This is a genomic window from Enterobacter cloacae complex sp. P42RS (assembly GCF_014930595.1).
In the GTDB taxonomy this organism is placed as follows: domain Bacteria; phylum Pseudomonadota; class Gammaproteobacteria; order Enterobacterales; family Enterobacteriaceae; genus Enterobacter; species Enterobacter bugandensis.
In genome coordinates, this window is the sequence record NZ_JADBRK010000009.1 from 62,342 (window position 1) to 81,256 (window position 18,915).

The window sequence follows — 18,915 nt, forward strand, 5'->3', positions numbered from 1 at the left end:
TCTACCCTGGTCAGTCATTACTCGCGGTGATAGGGGTGGTTGGTAGTAATGCTCCACGCGCGATACAAGCTTTCCGCCACCAGGACCCGCACGAGCGGGTGGGGCAGCGTCAGCGCAGAGAGAGACCAACTTTGTTCTGCTGCCGCTTTGCAGGCGGGGGATAACCCTTCAGGTCCGCCAATCAACAGACTGACGTCGCGGCCATCCTGCTTCCAGCGCTCCAGTTCATGCGCCAGCTGCGGCGTATCCCAGGGTTTACCTGGAATATCAAGGGTGACGATGCGGTTCTTGCCTGCGGCAGCAAGCATCAGTTCACCCTCTTTGTCGAGAATACGTTTGATATCCGCGTTCTTACCGCGCTTCCCGGCGGGGATCTCCACCAGTTCGAACGGCATGTCTTTGGGAAAACGACGCAGATATTCAGTAAAACCGGTTTGTACCCAGTCCGGCATTTTGGTGCCGACGGCGACCAGCTGCAACTTCACGCATTAACCCCAGAGTTTTTCCAGCTCATACAGGCGACGGCTCTCTTCCTGCATGACGTGGACAATCACATCGCCGAGGTCAACAACCACCCAGTCAGCGGTCGCTTCACCTTCAACGCCAAGCGGTAAGAGTCCTGCTGCGCGCGATTCCTGAACCACATGGTCGGCAATCGAAACAACATGACGCGTAGAGGTACCGGTGCAGATAATCATGCAGTCGGTAATACTGGATTTACCCTTAACGTCGATAGCGATGATGTCCTGACCTTTCAGGTCATCAATTTTGTCGATAACAAAATCCTGGAGTGCTTTACCCTGCAAGTTTTCCCCCTGGGTGAATGAGATTGTACAACTATGAATTCGTGGCCAGACAGTATACCTGAACTGACGCCCCTGTCGGGACAAATGTCACCGTCCGGGCTTTTGAAGGCGGGTATCATCCCACCCTCCGCCTGAGATTGCATCGCCATTTTTGTAAAACAATTTCTGTAAAGCAACGATCGGCGGGAAAGTCTGGCAGCGGAGGATAACAGTATGGCTTAACCTGTCAAGGCAGGATAATCAATATGCTGCTTTTTATGCCCTCCGGCTATTTATCTGCGGTTTTCTGATACAACCCGTGCGTATGAATATACGCCAGCACCGGGGCAGGCAGCAGATCGTCACAGGCTAAACCCTGCTGTAAACGTTCGCGAATAACGGTCGCAGAGATGTCGAACCACGGCGTCTCCGCAAGATAAATCTTCCCGGCGGGCTGGTTGTGAAGATCTTCAACGTTATCGGTGAGATGGTCTTCAAGCCACTGCTGATATTGCGCTTCGCGCATGGTCAGCGGGTAGCCCGGACGGCGGCAGACGAGCAGGTGGCTGTTCCCCAGAATGGTTTCATACTTGTGCCACGTGGGGAAGTTGAGCAGGGAGTCCTGACCGATGATAAAGGCGAGCGGCTGGTCAGGCCCTTGCTCGGCCCGCCACTCCTGCAGCGTTTGCGACGTCCATGAGGGGGTGTCGCGACGCAATTCCCGTTCATCCAGCCTGAAGAGCGGCTTATCCGCGATAGCCAGAGCGAGCATCTCTTTGCGCTGCTCGCTGGTTGCTTCAGGCTGGGGGCGGTGCGGCGGAACATTATTGGGCATGATGGTAACGCGCTGCAGGCCGATCAGATTTGCCAGAATTTCTACCGGCTTCAGATGCCCGTAGTGTACCGGGTCAAAGGTGCCGCCATACAGGGCCTGTAAAGAGTGCATACTATCCATCAATAAATATGTCAGCCAGTGCCTTGTGGCAGAGCAGCAGGGAAAGGCTTTCCAGCTCCGCCCACACCGACTGGCCGTAATCTTGTTTTAGGGTGAGCTCGGCGCGCATCAGAAGCTGCACAGCCTGGCGCAGCTGTTCATGGCTCAGGCGGTTGATGGCCTCGGTGGTCATTGCCCGCCGGTTTTGCCACACCCGGTGTTTATCAAACAGGGAGCGTAACGGCGTATGGGCCGACTGGCGCTTGAGCGTTATCAGCAGCAACAGCTCGCGCTGCAGCGTGCGCAGCAGAATGACGGGTTCACTGCCCTCCAGGCGCAGCTGCTGGAGAATATGCAGGGCGCGTTTGCTTTTCGCCGACAACAGAGCATCCACCCAGTGGAACGGCGTGAAGTGTGCGGCATCGTTAACGGCCTGCTCAACGCGCGGTAAGGTCAGCTTGCCGTCCGGCCAGAGCAGGGAGAGCCTGTCCAGCGCCTGTGCCAGGGCCAGCAGGTTGCCTTCATAGCAGTAGCAGAGCAGTTGGTTCGCCGCATCGTCCAGTTGAAGGTTGTGCTGCTTCGCTCTCGCGGCGACCCATTTAGGCAGGTGCGCCTGCTCAGGCGTCTGGCAGGTGACCAGCACCGCGTGGGTCGCGAGCTGGGTGAACCATGCCGCGTTTTCCTGCGCTTTGGTGAGCTTGCTGCCGCGCACAATTAACAGCAGATCGCTGTGTAACAGGCTGACCAGCGTGGCGAGTTGCTCATTGATGGCAGCGTTAGGGCCGTTCTCCGGCAGCAGGATCTGGATTGTCTGGCGCGACGCAAAAAGGCTCATCGCCTGACAGAGTGAGAAGAGGGCGTTCCAGTCGGTGGCGTTATCCACCTGAACGGTATGGTGTTCATCAAAGCCCTGAGCCGCGGCCGCATGACGCACAGCATCCAGGCTTTCCTGAAGTAGTAACGGGTCGTTTCCGAGCAGCAGATACGCCGCGCGCAGCCCTTCATTGAGCTGCGCGCGGAGTTGTTCAGGATACAGCCTGATCATCATTTACCCAGAGAGGTAGAAACAGGAGGCGTACTGGCATCCGGTTTTTCAATAATGTCAGAGCCTTCTCGGTTAGACGCTGCAATACCCGGCAGTTTGCGGATCAGCTGTTCCGCCGCCTTGTCGTACATTTCGTTGATGATAATCTGCTGTTCGGCATCTTTTGCCAGCGCGGTTTGCGGGTTATCAAAGAACGAACGATACACTTTTGCGCTGATCGGATAGATGTCTTTACCCGGGATTAGCACAGCCGCGTTGACCGACAGCACCATCTGATATTCAGCCGTGCGGCCGTCCTGGAAGATGGACGCCGTATCCTGGCCCAGCGTCATTCCCAGTACGCGCAGAGACGGTACATCCTGGCGCAGCGTACCTTTCTCAACAAGCTCAACGCCGTTCAGGCGCAGCTGATTACGAATGGCCCGGCTGAGCGGTCCGTTTGGATCCCCGGAATCAAAGATCATTGTTTTCATCTCAGCAGGCACCGCCGTGGTATTGCGCAGGTGCCAGCCACAGCCAGCGGTGACAAGCACCGCCAGAGATAAGAGTATTGTTGCCAGTTGTCGCACGTTTCCTCCCGCGCTTAGCCAACGACCAGATTGAGCAGTTTACCCGGTACGTAGATCGCTTTACGTAAGGTAACGCCCTCAAGATATTTCGCAACCAGAGGTTCCAGGCCCGCGCGCTCGCGAACCTGATCTTCAGTTGCATCGACCGCCACGGTAATTTTACCACGGACTTTGCCGTTGACCTGGACCACCACCAGCGTGGTGTTTTCCACCATCGCTGCTTCGTCAGCCACCGGCCACGGCGCGTTGTCGATATCGCCTTCGCCTTTCAGCTCCTGCCACAGGGTGAAGCTGACGTGTGGCGTGAACGGGTTAAGCATGCGAACCACGGCCAGCAGCGCTTCACGCATGATGGCACGATCCTGCTCGCCGTCCTGCGGGGCTTTCGCCAGCTTGTTCATCAGTTCCATAATAGCCGCAATTGCGGTATTGAAGGTCTGACGACGACCAATATCATCGGTCACTTTCGCGATCGTTTTATGAACATCACGACGCAGCGCCTGCTGATCTTCGCTCAGCGCAGCGGCGTTCAGTGCCGGAGCATCACCCTGTGCGGTATGTTCGTACACCAGTTTCCAGACGCGTTTCAGGAAGCGGTTCGCGCCTTCTACGCCGGATTCCTGCCACTCAAGGGTCATATCAGCCGGAGAAGCAAACATCATGAACAGACGTACGGTGTCCGCGCCGTAACGCTCAACCATCACCTGCGGGTCGATACCATTGTTTTTAGACTTGGACATCTTGCTCATGCCGGTATAAACCAGTTCATGGCCTTCAGCGTCTGTCGCCTTCACGATACGGCCTTTCTCGTCGCGCTCAACGATCGCATCAACCGGAGAAACCCAGTTACGCTCTCCGTTCGCGCCAACGTAGTAGAAGGCGTCTGCCAGCACCATACCCTGGCACAGCAGCTGTTTAGCGGGCTCGTCAGAGTTCACCATGCCGGCATCGCGCATCAGCTTATGGAAAAAGCGGAAGTAGAGCAGGTGCATGATGGCGTGTTCGATACCACCAATATAGATATCTACCGGCAGCCAGTAGTTGGCGGCGTCAGAATCCAGCATGCCTTCTTTGTACTGCGGGCAGGTGTAGCGCGCGTAGTACCAGGAGGACTCCATAAAGGTATCGAAGGTGTCGGTTTCACGCAGCGCAGGCTGGCCGTTGACGGTGGTTTTAGCCCACTCAGGATCGGCTTTGATCGGGCTGGTGATGCCGTCCATAACCACGTCTTCCGGCAGGATCACGGGCAGCTGATCTTCAGGCGTTGGCATGACGGTGCCGTCTTCCAGGGTCACCATTGGAATTGGCGCACCCCAGTAACGCTGACGGGAGACGCCCCAGTCGCGCAGACGGAAGTTCACTTTACGCTCGCCCACGCCCAGTGAGGCCAGCTTATCGGCGATGGCGTTGAAGCCCTCTTCGAAGCTGAGGCCGCTGAACTCACCGGAGTTGAAGAGGGTGCCTTTTTCGGTCAACGCCTGCTCGGACAGGTCAGGTTCAGAACCATCGGCGGCCAGAATAACGGCTTTAATCGGCAGGTTGTATTTGGTGGCAAACTCGTAGTCGCGCTGATCGTGGCCCGGAACGGCCATGACTGCACCTGTACCGTACTCCATCAGAACGAAGTTTGCAGCCCAGACCGGGATCGCTTCGCCCGTCAGCGGGTGCTTAGCATAGAAGCCCGTCGCAACGCCTTTTTTCTCCATCGTCGCCATGTCGGCTTCGGCCACTTTCGTGTTGCGGCATTCGTCGATGAAGGTCGCCAGTTCCGGGTTGTTCTCTGCTGCTTTCTGCGCCAGCGGGTGACCTGCGGCCACGGCCAGATAGGTCGCACCCATGAAGGTATCCGGACGGGTGGTGTAGACGGTCAGGGTCTGGTCGTAGTTCTCAACGTTGAAGGTAATTTCCACGCCTTCAGAACGGCCGATCCAGTTGCGCTGCATGGTCTTAACGGTGTCAGGCCAGTGATCCAGCGTATCCAGATCGTTCAGCAGTTCGTCAGCGTAAGCGGTGATTTTGATAAACCACTGTGGGATCTCTTTACGCTCAACTTTGGTGTCGCAGCGCCAGCAGCAGCCGTCGATAACCTGCTCGTTCGCCAGAACGGTCTGGTCATTCGGGCACCAGTTAACGGCAGAGGTCTTCTTGTACACCAGGCCTTTTTTGTACAGCTCGGTGAAGAACTTCTGCTCCCAGCGGTAGTATTCCGGGGTACAGGTCGCCAGCTCGCGGCTCCAGTCATAGCCGAAGCCCAGCATTTTGAGCTGGTTTTTCATGTACGCGATGTTGTCGTACGTCCACGGTGCCGGAGCGGTATTGTTTTTCACCGCTGCGCCTTCTGCAGGCAGGCCGAACGCATCCCAGCCGATTGGCTGCAGAACGTTTTTGCCCAGCATGCGCTGGTAACGGGCGATCACATCACCGATGGTGTAGTTACGCACGTGGCCCATGTGTAGTCGACCAGAAGGATAGGGAAGCATCGACAGGCAGTAATACTTCTCTTTGCTCTCGTCTTCGGTTACTTCAAAGGTGCGCTTCTCGTCCCAGTGTTGCTGGACTTTTGATTCTATCTCTTCCGGGCGGTATTGCTCTTGCATGGCAGCCAGTGGTCCTGTGTTCAATACAGCTACAAAAATGTAGCCAATGGATGTGGTAATTCAGATCCGCATAGCATAGCCCAAACGCCCGCGTCAAAACAGCCTTTCGCGCAATTGCACTTTGCAGGAATTTACCGGGTCTGTGCTTCACCTGACAAAGCGGCGGCGAAATAAGGTCTATTATTAGAAATAGTTACTTACCCGGGAGGCAAAATGATGAACAAGGTTGCTCAATTTTACCGCGAACTGGTGGCGACACTGACGGAACGGCTGCGTAACGGCGAGCGCGATATTGACGCGCTGGTCGAACAGGCGCGTGAACGGGTGACGCAAACGGGTGAGTTAACGCGAACCGAAGTGGAAGAGGTGACGCGCGCCGTACGCCGCGATCTGGAAGAGTTCGCGCGCAGCTACGAAGAGAACCAGGATGAGATCGCCGACAGCGTCTTTATGCGGGTGATCAAAGAGAGCCTGTGGCAGGAGCTGGCGGATATTACCGATAAAACCCAGCTGGAGTGGCGCGAGGTGTTCCAGGATTTAAATCATCACGGCGTGTACCAGAGCGGTGAAGTGGTGGGGCTGGGGAATCTGGTGTGCGAGAAGTGCCATCACCATATTGCGGTATATACGCCGGATGTGTTGCCGCTGTGCCCGAAGTGCGGGCACGATCAGTTCCAGCGTCGCCCGTTTGAGCCATAAGTAAAAGCGCAGTTTAGTTCCCTCTCCCCGTGGGAGAGGGCCAGGGTGAGGGCGTCAGGCCGCACAATAGTAAGCAAGTCTTTCCGCCAGCAAATCCACAAACGCCTCCCGGTCGATATCCACCATCAGCGTCGTATTCGGTTTATTTCCCGTCAGCGAATAGTAATCCACCACCGTCATCCCCTGGGTATATTTCCCTTGCGTCTCCACGCCAACCCATCTGTCCACCGAGGTAAAAATTTCAGGCTTCAGCAGCCAGGCGATGGTGCACGGGTCATGCAGCGGCGCGCCGTGAAAGCCCCATTTCTCGGCTTTGTGATACTCCATAAAGAAGTCGAGCAGCTCGGCTACGGTTGTCGCAACCGGGTTGCCCACGGCGCGGAAGCGCTCAATATCGTCTGCCATAATCTGTGCCCGATGCGTCACGTCCAGCCCCGCCATCACAATCGGCAGGCCCGACTGGAAGACGATCTCCGCCGCTTCCGGATCAACAAAGATGTTGAATTCGGCCGCAGGCGTCCAGTTCCCTAGCCCCATAGCCCCACCCATAATCACAATACGGGCGATTTTACCGCGCAGTTCCGGATGGCTGTTCAGCAGGAGCGCAACGTTGGTCTGCGGGCCGGTAGCCACCAGCGTCACGGGCTCTGCGCTTTCACGCAGTATCTTCGCCATCAGCTCCACGGCGGTGCAGTTTTGCGGTGCAAAGCCCGGCTCCGGCAGCGCCGGGCCATCCAGCCCACTTTCACCGTGAACGTTGTCGGCAATGATCAGCTCGCGCATCAGCGGCTTAACGGCGCCGCCTGCGACAGGAATATCGGTGCGTTTCAGCAGCGTCAGCATTCGTAAAACGTTGCGCAGGGTTTTGTCCGGCGTCTGATTTCCCGCGGACGAGGTGACCGCTTTCACGTCCAGTTCAGGGGAGGCAAGCGCGAGGACGAGCGCGATCGCGTCATCATGACCCGGATCGCAGTCGAGAATTATAGGGTGTGCCATAGCGTTCTCCATTCTTAGCATTATTTTGTGACAAGGTTAACGCTGCGATGTGACGCCGAATAGAAAAAGAGATCTAAAGCGTGAAGCAGTGCGCAATCCGCAGATTGCGCACCGAGAAGATTAGTGCAGAATTTTCGCGAGAAAATCTTTGGCGCGTTCGGATTTCGGGTTGGCGAAGAACTCTTCTTTCGGTGAGTCTTCGACAATTTTCCCTTCGTCCATGAAGATCACGCGGTTGGCCACTTTACGGGCGAAGCCCATTTCGTGCGTCACCACCATCATGGTCATCCCTTCGTGCGCCAGCTCGACCATCACGTCCAGCACTTCGTTGATCATTTCTGGATCGAGCGCTGACGTGGGCTCATCGAACAGCATCGCCACCGGATCCATGCACAGTGCGCGCGCAATCGCCACACGCTGCTGCTGGCCGCCGGAAAGCTGTGCCGGGAACTTATCGGCATGTGCAGAAAGCCCCACGCGCTCCAGAAGCTTGAGCCCCTTTTCGCGCGACGCTTTTTTATCACGCTTGAGCACTTTGACCTGAGCCAGCGTCAGGTTCTCAATTATGGACAGATGAGGGAACAGCTCAAAATGCTGGAACACCATGCCGACGTGAGAGCGAAGCTGGGCCAGGTTGGTTTTCTTGTCGTTCACTTTCGTGCCGTTAACAACAATTTCGCCCTGCTGCACAGGCTCCAGACCATTAACCGTTTTGATCAGCGTAGACTTACCGGAACCGGACGGCCCGCACACCACCACCACATCGCCTTTTTTGACTTCGGTGGAGCAGTCGGTCAGCACCTGAAAGTGCCCATACCATTTAGAAACATTTTTCAGGGAAATCATTATACCGTCCTTTTCTTCAGCCAGCTGACCAACAGCGACGCGCTTAAACTAATCACAAAATAGACCGCACCCGCGAAGAGCACCATCTCGACCTGCGTACCATCACGTTCACCTATGGTCGACGCGGTACGGAAGAAGTCCGCCAGACTCAGAACGTAAACCAGAGAGGTATCCTGGAACAGCACGATACCCTGGGTCAGCAGGAGCGGAACCATGGCGCGAAACGCCTGAGGCAGAATGATGAGCTGCATGGACTGCCAGTGCGTCATTCCCAGCGCCAGCGCGGCGCTGGACTGCCCACGGGAGATACTCTGGATACCCGCACGGATAATCTCTGAATAGTAAGCGGCCTCAAACATCGAGAACGCCACCATCGCAGAGATCAGGCGGATGTCGGTTTTCGGCGACAGTCCCAGCACATTCTGCAAGAAGCCTGGAACAATCAGGTAAAACCACAGCAGCACCATCACCAGCGGGATGGAGCGGAAGACGTTAACGTAGGCAGTCGCAAACCAGGCGAGCGGCTTAAAGCTCGACAGGCGCATGACGGCCAGCAGGGTACCCCAGACGATACCCACGACGATAGCGATCGCGGTGATCTTTAGGGTAATCACCAGGCCATCGAGCAGGTAAGGCATGGATGGAACAATAGAACTCCAGTCAAATTCGTACATTATTTGCCTCCCAGATTGCCCGGCAGGCGTACTTTGCGTTCAACCAGGTTCATCACCAGCATGATGAAAGCGTTAATCAGAACATACGCGAGCGTGATCGCGGTGAAGGATTCCCACGCGTGAGCGGAGTAATCCAGCAGCTTGCCCGCCTGTGCAGCCATATCCACCAGGCCGATGGTTGAGGCGATGGCCGAGTTTTTCACCAGGTTCATCATCTCAGAGGTCATCGGTGGAACGATAACGCGGTAGGCGTTAGGCAGCAGCACGTAGCGGTAGGTTTGTGGCAGGGTCAGGCCCATCGCCAGGCCCGCATTTTTTTGTCCGCGTGGCAATGACTGAATGGCGGCACGCACCTGCTCGCAAACGCGCGCAGCGGTAAACAGCCCCAGACACATCATGGAGGAGACAAAGAACTGCACGTTCGGATCCAGCTCCGACTTGAACCACATGCCAATATTTTCCGGCAGCAGTTCCGGGATGACCAGATACCAGGTAAAGAACTGCACGATGAGCGGAACGTTACGGAACAGTTCCACATACAGTGTGCCAATTGTTGAAAGAAAACGGTTAGGGACGGTGCGCAGAATACCGAACAGCGAACCGACAAGAAACGCGATGATCCACGCCGTTATCGATAATGCCACGGTAACCTGAAAGCCGCTCCACAGCCAGCCAAGATAGGTGGTGTTGCCGAACGGGGCTTGTTGCAGGAAGATGCCCCAGTTCCAGTCTATTGACATAATAAACTCCAGAAAAAAGAGGGTAGCAGCGCTACCCTCGAAGATTGGTGAGAAGCTCTTTTTTCGCGCTGAGTGGGGAACGACCACTCAGCGTATATGTCTGTCCATGCTTCCCGACAATCGAGAGGGCAGGAGATCCCGCCCCTGTTGTTCTAATTAGTTAAGAGCCTTGTCATTTGGAGATTTGAACAGCGCTTTCATATCGTCAGACAGTTCAAAGTTCATATTGAGATTTTTTGGTGGAATCGGGTTCTTAAACCACTTGTCGAACCATTTTTCCGCTTCGCCGGTGGTCTGCACCTGGGCGATAGTGTCATCGATCAGCTTTTTGAACTGCGGATCGTCTTTACGCAGCATGCAGCCGTAGGCTTCTTTGGACTGCGCGGTACCGACGATATCCCAGTTGTCTGGTTTCTTCGCCTTCGCACGTTCGCCCGCCAGCAGGGCGTCATCCATCATAAACGCGACGGCACGACCGCTTTCCAGCGTACGGAAGGAGTCGCCATGGTCTTTCGCGCTGATGATGCGCATATCCATTTTCTTCTCGTCGTTCAGCTTGTGTAGCAGGACTTCAGAAGTGGTACCGGAGGTCACAACGACCGCCTTGCCTTTCAGGTCCGCAAAATCTTTGATTGCGCCGCCCTTCTTGGTCAGCAGACGGGTGCCCACGACAAAGATGGTGTCAGAGAAGGCCGCCTGTTTTTGACGCTCGAGGTTGTTAGTGGTGGAACCACACTCGAAGTCAAAGGTGCCGTTTTGCAGCAGTGGAATACGGTTCTGTGAAGTGATTGGGATCAGCTTCACCTGCAGGTCAGGTTTGTTCAGCTTTTTCTTCACAGCTTCAACGATAGCGTTGGAGTAATCCTGTGAATAGCCCACGACTTTTTGCGTGTTGTCGTAGTAAGAGAACGGGACGGAAGATTCACGGTGGCCGACCACGATGACGCCGTTTTTGGCAATCTTGTCGAGAGTGCTGCCTGCTGCCGGAGCGTCTTCAGCGTGAACCACGCCTGCGGACATTCCCATAACCAGCATTGCTGTGGCCAGTTTACGTAATTGCATACCCAACTCCTTTCTTATCAGCGCCAGTGACGCATAGATACCCATTGTGATGTTGTTATATCTCGCGCAATGCGAGTGCAGTGTTATGCAAGCTTGTTAACATTTAGTCTGGCTTAATGTAAAGATTTTGCTGCGTTATTGTTTATTTTTGCGAAGCGCGCCGCACCATTCAGAGGCAATAATCTCCCGTTGCACCGTTTCGGTGCTAGCGACGATCTACACTGGTGCGACAAGGTTGCACGTTAAGCCAGACAGCGTTTACGTGAATAAATAAAGCAACAGGCGTGCCAGAATTGAAGATTGGGAGGAAATTGCCGGGTAAGGCGCAGCCGCCACCCGGCATCAGAAGGCAAGATTATTTATGACGCTGACGCAGGCTCATCAGCACGGCGCCAAAGCCGAACAGCGCGGTCAGGATCCACAGCGGCCAGTTGCCGGTGCGGGCGTACGGCGTCAGGCCCGTGGTTGGCGTGACTTTGGTTGTCAGCACTTCACGGGTGAACTGCGGGATCATGGCCTGGATTTCGCCCTTCGGGCCAATCACGGCGGTGATGCCGTTATTGGTGCTACGCAGCAGCGGACGCGCCAGCTCCAGAGAACGCATGCGCGCCATCTGGAAGTGCTGCCACGGGCCGATTGATTTACCGAACCACGCATCGTTGGAGATGGTCAGCAGATAGTCGGTGTCCGGGCGGAAGTTATCGCGCACCTGCTCGCCGAGGATGATTTCGTAGCAGATGGCGGCCGTCAGGGCCAGACCGTGCGCGTGGAGCTGGGGCTGAACGTACGGACCGCGGCTGAAGGAGGACATCGGCAGGTCAAAGAACGGTGCCAGCGGACGCAAAATAGACTCCAGCGGCACAAATTCACCGAACGGCACGAGGTGGTTCTTGTTGTACCGGTCGGTGGAGTGGTAGCTGTATTCGCTGTCTTTGCCGAGCGTAATAATGGTGTTGTAGGTGTCGTAGCGGTTCTGCTGATTCAGACGCGCATCAACAATGCCGGTAATCAGGGTGCTGCCACGCGCCACCAGCAGATCGTTCATCATGTTGAGGAACGGCTGCTGGTTAATTTCCAGATCGGGAATAGCGGATTCTGGCCAGATAATCAGCTGCGATTTGCCCATCACCTCTTCGGTGGCGTTGGCGTAGATCTTCAGCGTGTTCAGCAACTCTTTTTCGTCCCACTTCATGGACTGCGGGATATTCCCCTGCACCATGGAAACCTGCATGGCGCGCTCGGGCTCGGGCGTGAACCACTGGATATAGCGCAGCGGGAAGGGCAGGGCGAACAGCACCAGGGCCACAGCCAGCGGCTTCCAGCCGCGCGTGACCAGCGCCAGTACCAGCAGGCCGCTCACCACCATCAGCAGGAAGTTAATGGCTTCAACGCCCATTACCGGTGCCAGACCTTTCAGCGGGCCGTCAATCTGGCTGTAGCCGAACTGCAGCCACGGGAAGCCGGTCAGCACCCAGCCGCGCAGGAACTCGGTAATCTGCCAGACCACTGGCGCGGCAATGGCGACACGCAGCCAGGTGGTTTTAGGCCACAGGCGAGAGAGAATTCCGGCGAACAGACCGGTATAGAGCGAGAGATAGGCGGCGAGCAGGACGACCAGGAAGACGTTAACCGGCCCCGGCATCCCGCCAAACTGTGCGATGCTGACGTAGACCCAGTTAATGCCGGAGCCAAATAGCCCCAGCCCCCAGAAGTAGCCGATCGCAGCGGCCTGTACCGGACGACGATTCAGGGTTAACCCCTGAAGCCCCATCAGGGAGAGAATGGCCGCGGGCCAGATATCGTAAGGAGAAAAAGCCAGCGTACCGCTGGCTCCGAGTAACAGCGCCAGCAGCAAACGGACGCGCTGGCGTTCAAGCAATGGGGCAAATGCCATTTACATTAATCTTCCAGTTTTGGCACCGGTGAATCGTCCGGCGTTCTGACGTGAACCTGTATAATACGTCGGCTGTCGGCCATTGCCACTTTGAACTGGTAACCGTCGATGTCAACGGTCTCACCGCGCGCCGGAAGATGGCCAAAGGCCTGCATCACCAGCCCGCCAATGGTATCGACCTCTTCATCGCTGAAGTGGGTACCGAAGGCGTCGTTGAAATCTTCAATCGAGGCCAGCGCGCGCACGGTCCAGGTGTGGCGACTAAGCTGACGGAAGTCGATATCTTCTTCTTCGTCGTACTCGTCTTCGATTTCGCCCACGATCAGCTCAAGAATATCTTCGATCGTGACAAGACCTGAGACACCGCCGAATTCATCAATAACAATCGCCATGTGGTAACGCTGAGAGCGAAACTCTTTCAGCATCCGATCCACACGTTTACTTTCCGGCACGACCACGGCCTGGCGTAACACTTTTTCCATGCTGAAGGCTTCGGCATCGCTGCGCATAAACGGCAGCAGATCTTTGGCCATCAAAATCCCTTCGATGTGATCTTTATCTTCGCTGATGACCGGGAAACGCGAGTGGGCGGATTCGATGATCACATCGAGGCACTCGTCCAGCGTCTGGTTACGTTTCAGGGTGATCATCTGCGAGCGGGGGATCATGATGTCGCGGACGCGCTGGTCGGCAATGTCCATGACCCCTTCGAGCATTTCGCGCGTATCTTCGTCGATAAGGTCGTTCTGCCCGGAATCACGAATCAGCTCCAGCAGTTCATCACGGTTTTTCGGCTCGCCGTGGAAAAGCTGGTTCAGAATGAGGGAGAAAAATCCCTTTTTACTGGTTGTCGTGTCGCTACTGTGTGAATTGTCGTCGCTCATGGCGTTTGTTAAGGGTTCTCTTGTTAGTTCAATGTTAACCGCCGCGCTATGTCCCTGCGCGGCGGCATGGTAGTCAGTAACTGACTATTCTTTCTCGGCAATGTACGGATCCTCATAGCCCAGAGCAAGCATTATCTCTGTCTCAAGGGACTCCATCTCTTCCGCTTCGTCATCTTCAATGTGGTCGTAGCCCAGCAGGTGCAGGCTGCCATGTACCACCATATGCGCCCAGTGGGCTTCCAGCGGTTTCTGCTGCTCTTTGGCTTCCTGCTCAACCACCTGACGGCAGATGATCAGATCGCCCAGCAGCGGCATCTCAATACCCGGCGGCGCTTCGAACGGGAAAGAGAGCACGTTGGTTGGCTTATCTTTCCCTCGGTAGGTCAGGTTAAGCTCATGGCTTTCCGCTTCATCCACCAGGCGAATTGTGACTTCTGATTCTTCCTGAAACTGGGGGATTACCGCATCCAGCCATTTCTGAAACTGTGCCTCTTCTGGCATGCCGGAATTGTCTTCACAGGCCAGCTGTAAATCGAGGATCACCTGACTCATTTCTGTTCTTGCTCCTGCGCTTCGCGCTTACGTTCAGCGGCCTGTTCGGCCCTGCGTTTTTGATCCGCCTCTTCCCAGGCTTCATAGGCGTTAACGATGCGCGCGACCACCGGGTGGCGAACGACGTCTTCACTGTGGAAGAAGTTAAAGCTAATTTCGTCTACCTCTGACAGCACCTCAATGGCGTGGCGCAGGCCTGATTTAGTGCTGCGCGGCAGGTCGATCTGGGTAACGTCACCGGTGATCACCGCTTTCGAGTTGAAACCGATACGCGTCAGGAACATTTTCATCTGTTCGATGGTGGTGTTCTGGCTCTCATCGAGAATGATGAACGCATCGTTGAGCGTACGGCCGCGCATGTAGGCGAGCGGGGCCACTTCGATCACGTTACGTTCGATCAGCTTCTCCACTTTCTCGAAGCCGAGCATCTCGAACAGCGCGTCGTACAGCGGGCGCAGGTAAGGGTCCACTTTCTGACTCAAATCGCCCGGCAGGAAGCCGAGTTTTTCACCCGCTTCAACGGCGGGGCGGGTCAGCAGGATACGACGGATCTCCTGACGCTCCAGCGCATCCACCGCAGCGGCAACCGCCAGATAGGTTTTACCCGTCCCCGCCGGACCCACGCCGAAGGTGATGTCATGGTCAAGAATGTTGGCGATGTACTGTGCCTGGTTAGGCGTACGCGGCTTGATGACGCCACGCTTGGTCTTGATATTGATTGCCTTGCCGTAGTCCGGCACGCTTTCCGCGCTCTGCTCAAGCACGCGCGCCTCTTTAATGGCGAGGTGGATCTGTTCCGGCTCAATATCCTGAATTTCGCCGCGCATCGGGGCGGTATCGACATACAGGCTGCGCAGAATATCTGCTGCCGCGTTGACGCAGATAGGGCGTCCGGTGAGTTTGAAATGGTTATCGCGACGATTGATTTCGATACCCAGACGTCGCTCCAGTTGTTTGATGTTGTCATCAAACGGCCCGCACAGGCTCAGCAGGCGAGCGTTGTCTGCGGGCTCAAGGCTAATTTCACGCGTATCAATGTTCAAACTGTTCCTCTTTAAATGGTTAACTGACCCGCTGCCATACGGCGCAATAGAACGGTCATTACCGAAATTATTCACGCCACAGAATAAAGGCGCAAGCGTTGCGGTAGATATTGGGGGTGATGAGAGGAAATACAAGGCCTGCCGAAGAGGCAGGCCTGAAGGATCAAGGCTGGTAAATCCCAACGCCAGAATCGTTTTCTTTGCGGGTACGAGAAATAACGGATTCCGGTGACTCGGCAATACGCAGGCCCATTTCGTCCTCGGTGCGTACCACCTTCGCGCGCAGCGAGTTGGTCAGCACTTCGACAATTTCGACGTCCACAAATTTACCGATCATGTCCGGGGTGCCTTCGAAGTTCACCACGCGGTTGTTCTCGGTACGACCGGACAGCTCCATGATGCTCTTGCGGGAGGTGCCTTCCACCAGAATGCGCTGGACGGTGCCGAGCATACGGCGGCTCCAGGCGTTGGCCTGCTGGTTGATGCGTTCCTGAAGAATATACAGACGCTGCTTTTTCTCTTCTTCCGGCACGTCATCAACCATGTCGGCCGCAGGCGTGCCAGGACGCGCTGAGAAGATGAAGCTGTAGCTGACGTCAAAGTTCACTTCACCGATGAGCTTCATGGTGCGCTCGAAGTCATCAGCGGTTTCGCCTGGGAAGCCGACGATAAAGTCAGAGCTAATCTGGATATCCGGGCGCGCTTCGCGCAGCTTGCGGATGGTGGATTTGTACTCCAGCACCGTATGCGGACGGCCCATCAGGTTCAGCACGCGGTCAGATCCGCACTGAATCGGCAGGTGCAGGAAGCTCACCAGCTCTGGCGTATCGCGATAGACGTCAATGATGTCGTCGGTAAACTCCATCGGATGGCTGGTGGTAAAACGAATACGGTCGATGCCGTCAATCGCGGCTACCAGGCGCAGCAGTTCGGCAAAGCTGCCGGTGGTGCCGTCGTAGTTCTCGCCGCGCCAGGCGTTAACGTTCTGGCCCAGCAGGTTCACTTCGCGAACGCCCTGCGCGGCAAGCTGCGCAATTTCAAACAGAATGTCGTCCGCAGGGCGGCTGACCTCTTCACCGCGGGTGTAAGGCACCACGCAGTAGGTACAGTATTTGTTGCAGCCTTCCATGATCGAGACGAAGGCGGTCGGGCCATCGGCGCGCGGCTCTGGCAGACGGTCAAATTTCTCGATCTCCGGGAAGCTGACGTCAACGACCGGGCTACGGTTGCCGCGAACCTGATTGATCATCTCCGGCAGGCGGTGCAGGGTCTGAGGACCAAAGACGATATCCACATACGGGGCTCTCTGGCGGATCAGCTTACCTTCCTGCGACGCGACGCAGCCACCGACGCCAATGATCAGGTCCGGATTTTTCCGTTTGAGAAGCTTCCAGCGGCCTAACACATGAAAGACTTTTTCCTGTGCTTTTTCACGAATTGAACAGGTGTTCAGCAGCAGCACATCGGCTTCTTTCGCATTTTCAGTCAGCTGGTATCCGTGGGTGGTATCCAGCAGATCGGCCATCTTGGATGAATCGTATTCGTTCATCTGACAGCCCCAGGTTTTTATATGGAGTTTTTTAGTCATCGACTTGCTCAGCTCAGGATTGCAAGCCGCGTATTGTAATGCTTTGGTGGGGTTGTGACCAGTATGAAGGTTGTGTGTCTCAGGACCGCAAAAATCCGGTAAACTTAAGGGATTCTCCAATAAGGAAAATTGACCATGACACTCCAACACACCGAAGTTGCCGTTGTCGGCGGCGGTATGGTCGGCGGCGCGCTGGCGCTGGGGCTGGCGCAGCAGGGATTTGATGTAACCGTTATTGAACAGGCGGCTCCCCCGGCATTCGATCCCGCCAGCAAACCGGACGTGCGCATTTCCGCCATCAGCGCGGCGTCCGTCGATCTGCTGCGCGGCCTGGGCGTCTGGGAGGCGGTGCAGGCGATGCGCGCGCACCCTTACAGCCGCCTTGAAACCTGGGAGTGGGAAAATGCCCACGTGTCGTTTGACGCCGCCGAGCTGAAGCTGCCGCGCCTGGGCTATATGGTGGAAAACAACGTGCTCCAGCTGGCGCTCTGGCAGGCGCTGGAGGCACATCCGAAGGTGACGCTGCGTATGCCTGCGTCACTTAAGGCACTGCATCCTCATGAAAGCGGCTATTTGCTGACGCTCGACAGCGGCGATGAACTGGCCGTGAAGCTGGTCGTCGGGGCCGATGGCGCTAACTCGCAGGTCAGGGAGATGGCGGGTATTGGGGTTCATGCCTGGCAATATCAGCAATCCTGCATGTTAATCACCGTTCAGTGTGAGAATGCGCCGGGCGAAAGCACCTGGCAGCACTTTACTCCGAACGGCCCGCATGCATTCTTGCCGCTGTTTGATAACTGGGCTTCTCTGGTGTGGTACGACAAACCGGCGCGCATTCGCCAGCTGCAGGGGCTGTCGATGGAGCAGTTGCAGCGCGAGATCCTGCTTCACTTCCCGAGCCGCCTTGGCAACGTGACGCCAGTCACCGCAGGTGCATTCCCGCTCACGCGCCGTCATGCTTTACAGTATGCCCGAGAAGGGCTGGCGCTGGTGGGCGATGCGGCACACACCATCCACCCGCTGGCGGGGCAGGGAGTCAACCTTGGATACCGTGACGTCGATGCGTTACTGGACGTGCTGGGCAACGCACGCGCTCACGCGGAAGCCTGGGCCAGCCATCAGGTACTGAAGCGCTACCAGACGCGCCGTATGGCGGATAACTTCATCATGCAGTCAGGGATGGATCTGTTCTATGCCGGTTTCAGCAATGACCTGGCCCCGGTGCGCATTCTGCGTAACATTGGCTTAATGGCGGCAGAGCGTGCCGGTGGGCTGAAGCGTCAGGCCCTGAAATACGCCCTCGGACTCTAATCTTAATTCCCTCTCCCGTGGGAGAGGGGTAGGGTGAGAGCATCAGGCCGCGCTATTCTGAGCAACAAAAACAAAAAAGCCCGCAGAGCGGGCTTGTTTGTTTTAAGTGGCTGGGGTGCAGGGATTCGAACCCCGGAATGCTGGTATCAGAAACCAGAGCCTTACCGCTTGGCGACACCCCAATTGCGTTAAACAGACTGCTTAACGACTTTTAAATTGGCTGGGGTACGAGGATTCGAACCTCGGAATGCCGGAATCAGAATCCGGTGCCTTACCGCTTGGCGATACCCCAACAATTTTTTATTACCGAAACAAATCGATAATCTTAATTTGGTGGCTACGACGGGATTCGAACCTGTGACCCCATCATTATGAGTGATGTGCTCTAACCAACTGAGCTACGTAGCCAGTACTGCAGTCTTCGATGGCTGGGGTACCTGGATTCGAACCAGGGAATGCCGGTATCAAAAACCGGTGCCTTACCGCTTGGCGATACCCCATCCGTGCAACGCTTACCCGGGAATGGTGCGGGAGGCGAGACTTGAACTCGCACACCTTGCGGCGCCAGAACCTAAATCTGGTGCGTCTACCAATTTCGCCACTCCCGCAAAAAGATGGTGGCTACGACGGGATTCGAACCTGTGACCCCATCATTATGAGTGATGTGCTCTAACCAACTGAGCTACGTAGCCATCT

18 protein-coding genes and 6 tRNA genes are annotated in these 18,915 nt (G+C 56.0%); 2 read left to right on the top strand and 22 right to left on the bottom strand.

All coding sequences use genetic code 11. From position 1 onward, the window contains the following. Positions 1-17: 17 nt before the first annotated feature. From rlmH to leuS, 6 genes are all read right to left on the bottom strand, one after another. Positions 18-485, bottom strand: coding sequence for a 23S rRNA (pseudouridine(1915)-N(3))-methyltransferase RlmH (gene rlmH, locus IM314_RS13070; RefSeq protein ID WP_003858701.1), 468 nt, complete (start codon positions 483-485; stop codon positions 18-20). 3 nt (positions 486-488) lie between these two features. Next, the gene (gene rsfS, locus IM314_RS13075; protein WP_003858696.1) at positions 489-806 is read right to left on the bottom strand and encodes a ribosome silencing factor; all 318 of its coding nucleotides are present in this window, start codon (positions 804-806) and stop codon (positions 489-491) included. A gap of 268 nt (positions 807-1,074) precedes the next feature. After that, the gene (gene nadD, locus IM314_RS13080; RefSeq protein WP_028012339.1) at positions 1,075-1,740 is read right to left on the bottom strand and encodes a nicotinate-nucleotide adenylyltransferase; all 666 of its coding nucleotides are present in this window, start codon (positions 1,738-1,740) and stop codon (positions 1,075-1,077) included. Continuing rightward, positions 1,733-2,764 (bottom strand): DNA polymerase III subunit delta, encoded by a 1,032-nt coding sequence (gene holA / locus IM314_RS13085; protein WP_193359069.1) that lies wholly within the window; start codon positions 2,762-2,764, stop codon positions 1,733-1,735. Before holA ends, nadD begins: the two co-directional genes overlap by 8 nt. Beyond that, entirely contained in the window at positions 2,764-3,333 is a 570-nt protein-coding gene (lptE, locus tag IM314_RS13090; protein ID WP_041910796.1) for an LPS assembly lipoprotein LptE, read from the bottom strand. The genes holA and lptE overlap by 1 nt, the downstream gene beginning before the upstream one ends. Before the next feature lie 14 nt (positions 3,334-3,347). Beyond that, on the bottom strand, positions 3,348-5,930 hold the full coding sequence (gene leuS, locus IM314_RS13095; protein ID WP_193359055.1) for a leucine--tRNA ligase: 2,583 nt from the start codon (positions 5,928-5,930) through the stop codon (positions 3,348-3,350). A 216-nt stretch (positions 5,931-6,146) separates the two neighbouring features. Here leuS and IM314_RS13100 point away from each other — a divergent pair, with 216 nt between their 5' ends. Then, positions 6,147-6,629, top strand: coding sequence for a zinc ribbon-containing protein (locus tag IM314_RS13100; protein WP_047363754.1), 483 nt, complete (start codon positions 6,147-6,149; stop codon positions 6,627-6,629). 54 nt (positions 6,630-6,683) lie between these two features. Here IM314_RS13100 and rihA read toward each other — a convergent pair whose 3' ends face one another. The 10 genes from rihA to miaB all read right to left on the bottom strand — a co-directional run bounded on the left by rihA (position 6,684) and on the right by miaB (position 16,908). Next, positions 6,684-7,625 (bottom strand): pyrimidine-specific ribonucleoside hydrolase RihA, encoded by a 942-nt coding sequence (rihA, locus tag IM314_RS13105; protein ID WP_193359056.1) that lies wholly within the window; start codon positions 7,623-7,625, stop codon positions 6,684-6,686. 120 nt (positions 7,626-7,745) lie between these two features. Next, positions 7,746-8,471 (bottom strand): amino acid ABC transporter ATP-binding protein, encoded by a 726-nt coding sequence (locus IM314_RS13110; RefSeq protein ID WP_014883001.1) that lies wholly within the window; start codon positions 8,469-8,471, stop codon positions 7,746-7,748. After that, the gene (gene gltK / locus IM314_RS13115) at positions 8,471-9,145 is read right to left on the bottom strand and encodes a glutamate/aspartate ABC transporter permease GltK (RefSeq protein WP_028012346.1); all 675 of its coding nucleotides are present in this window, start codon (positions 9,143-9,145) and stop codon (positions 8,471-8,473) included. Before gltK ends, IM314_RS13110 begins: the two co-directional genes overlap by 1 nt. Next, a complete protein-coding gene (locus tag IM314_RS13120; protein WP_028012347.1) occupies positions 9,145-9,885 on the bottom strand; it encodes an amino acid ABC transporter permease in 741 nt (246 codons plus the stop codon). Before IM314_RS13120 ends, gltK begins: the two co-directional genes overlap by 1 nt. A 156-nt stretch (positions 9,886-10,041) precedes the next feature. Then, positions 10,042-10,947 carry an amino acid ABC transporter substrate-binding protein gene (locus tag IM314_RS13125; protein WP_163332929.1) on the bottom strand — a complete coding sequence of 302 codons (906 nt, stop codon included), beginning with the start codon at positions 10,945-10,947 and terminating at the stop codon, positions 10,042-10,044. 355 nt (positions 10,948-11,302) lie between these two features. Then, complete coding sequence (gene lnt / locus IM314_RS13130; RefSeq protein WP_041910789.1) at positions 11,303-12,841, bottom strand: apolipoprotein N-acyltransferase; 1,539 nt, start codon at positions 12,839-12,841, stop codon at positions 11,303-11,305. Between the two features lie 5 nt (positions 12,842-12,846). After that, on the bottom strand, positions 12,847-13,725 hold the full coding sequence (gene corC, locus IM314_RS13135) for a CNNM family magnesium/cobalt transport protein CorC (RefSeq protein ID WP_021242574.1): 879 nt from the start codon (positions 13,723-13,725) through the stop codon (positions 12,847-12,849). An 84-nt stretch (positions 13,726-13,809) separates the two neighbouring features. Then, positions 13,810-14,277: an rRNA maturation RNase YbeY gene (gene ybeY, locus IM314_RS13140; protein ID WP_003858677.1), complete on the bottom strand. Its 468-nt coding sequence runs from the start codon at positions 14,275-14,277 to the stop codon at positions 13,810-13,812. Beyond that, positions 14,274-15,320, bottom strand: a complete 1,047-nt coding sequence (locus tag IM314_RS13145) for a PhoH family protein (RefSeq protein WP_028012349.1) — start codon at positions 15,318-15,320, stop codon at positions 14,274-14,276. The genes ybeY and IM314_RS13145 overlap by 4 nt, the downstream gene beginning before the upstream one ends. A 163-nt stretch (positions 15,321-15,483) precedes the next feature. Further along, the gene (gene miaB / locus IM314_RS13150) at positions 15,484-16,908 is read right to left on the bottom strand and encodes a tRNA (N6-isopentenyl adenosine(37)-C2)-methylthiotransferase MiaB (protein ID WP_028012350.1); all 1,425 of its coding nucleotides are present in this window, start codon (positions 16,906-16,908) and stop codon (positions 15,484-15,486) included. A 135-nt stretch (positions 16,909-17,043) separates the two neighbouring features. Here miaB and ubiF point away from each other — a divergent pair, with 135 nt between their 5' ends. Continuing rightward, the gene (gene ubiF / locus IM314_RS13155) at positions 17,044-18,219 is read left to right on the top strand and encodes a 3-demethoxyubiquinol 3-hydroxylase (RefSeq protein ID WP_047363671.1); all 1,176 of its coding nucleotides are present in this window, start codon (positions 17,044-17,046) and stop codon (positions 18,217-18,219) included. 107 nt (positions 18,220-18,326) lie between these two features. On the opposite strand, the gene IM314_RS13160 is transcribed toward ubiF, so the two are convergent. From IM314_RS13160 to IM314_RS13185, 6 genes are all read right to left on the bottom strand, one after another. Then, positions 18,327-18,401 (bottom strand) — tRNA-Gln (locus tag IM314_RS13160). 35 nt (positions 18,402-18,436) lie between these two features. After that, positions 18,437-18,511, bottom strand: a tRNA-Gln gene (locus tag IM314_RS13165). A gap of 39 nt (positions 18,512-18,550) precedes the next feature. Further along, positions 18,551-18,627 (bottom strand) — tRNA-Met (locus IM314_RS13170). A gap of 17 nt (positions 18,628-18,644) precedes the next feature. Further along, positions 18,645-18,719 (bottom strand) — tRNA-Gln (locus tag IM314_RS13175). Between the two features lie 23 nt (positions 18,720-18,742). Beyond that, positions 18,743-18,827: transfer RNA gene (locus IM314_RS13180), tRNA-Leu, on the bottom strand. Between the two features lie 7 nt (positions 18,828-18,834). After that, positions 18,835-18,911, bottom strand: a tRNA-Met gene (locus tag IM314_RS13185). Between the last annotated feature and the right edge of the window lie 4 nt (positions 18,912-18,915).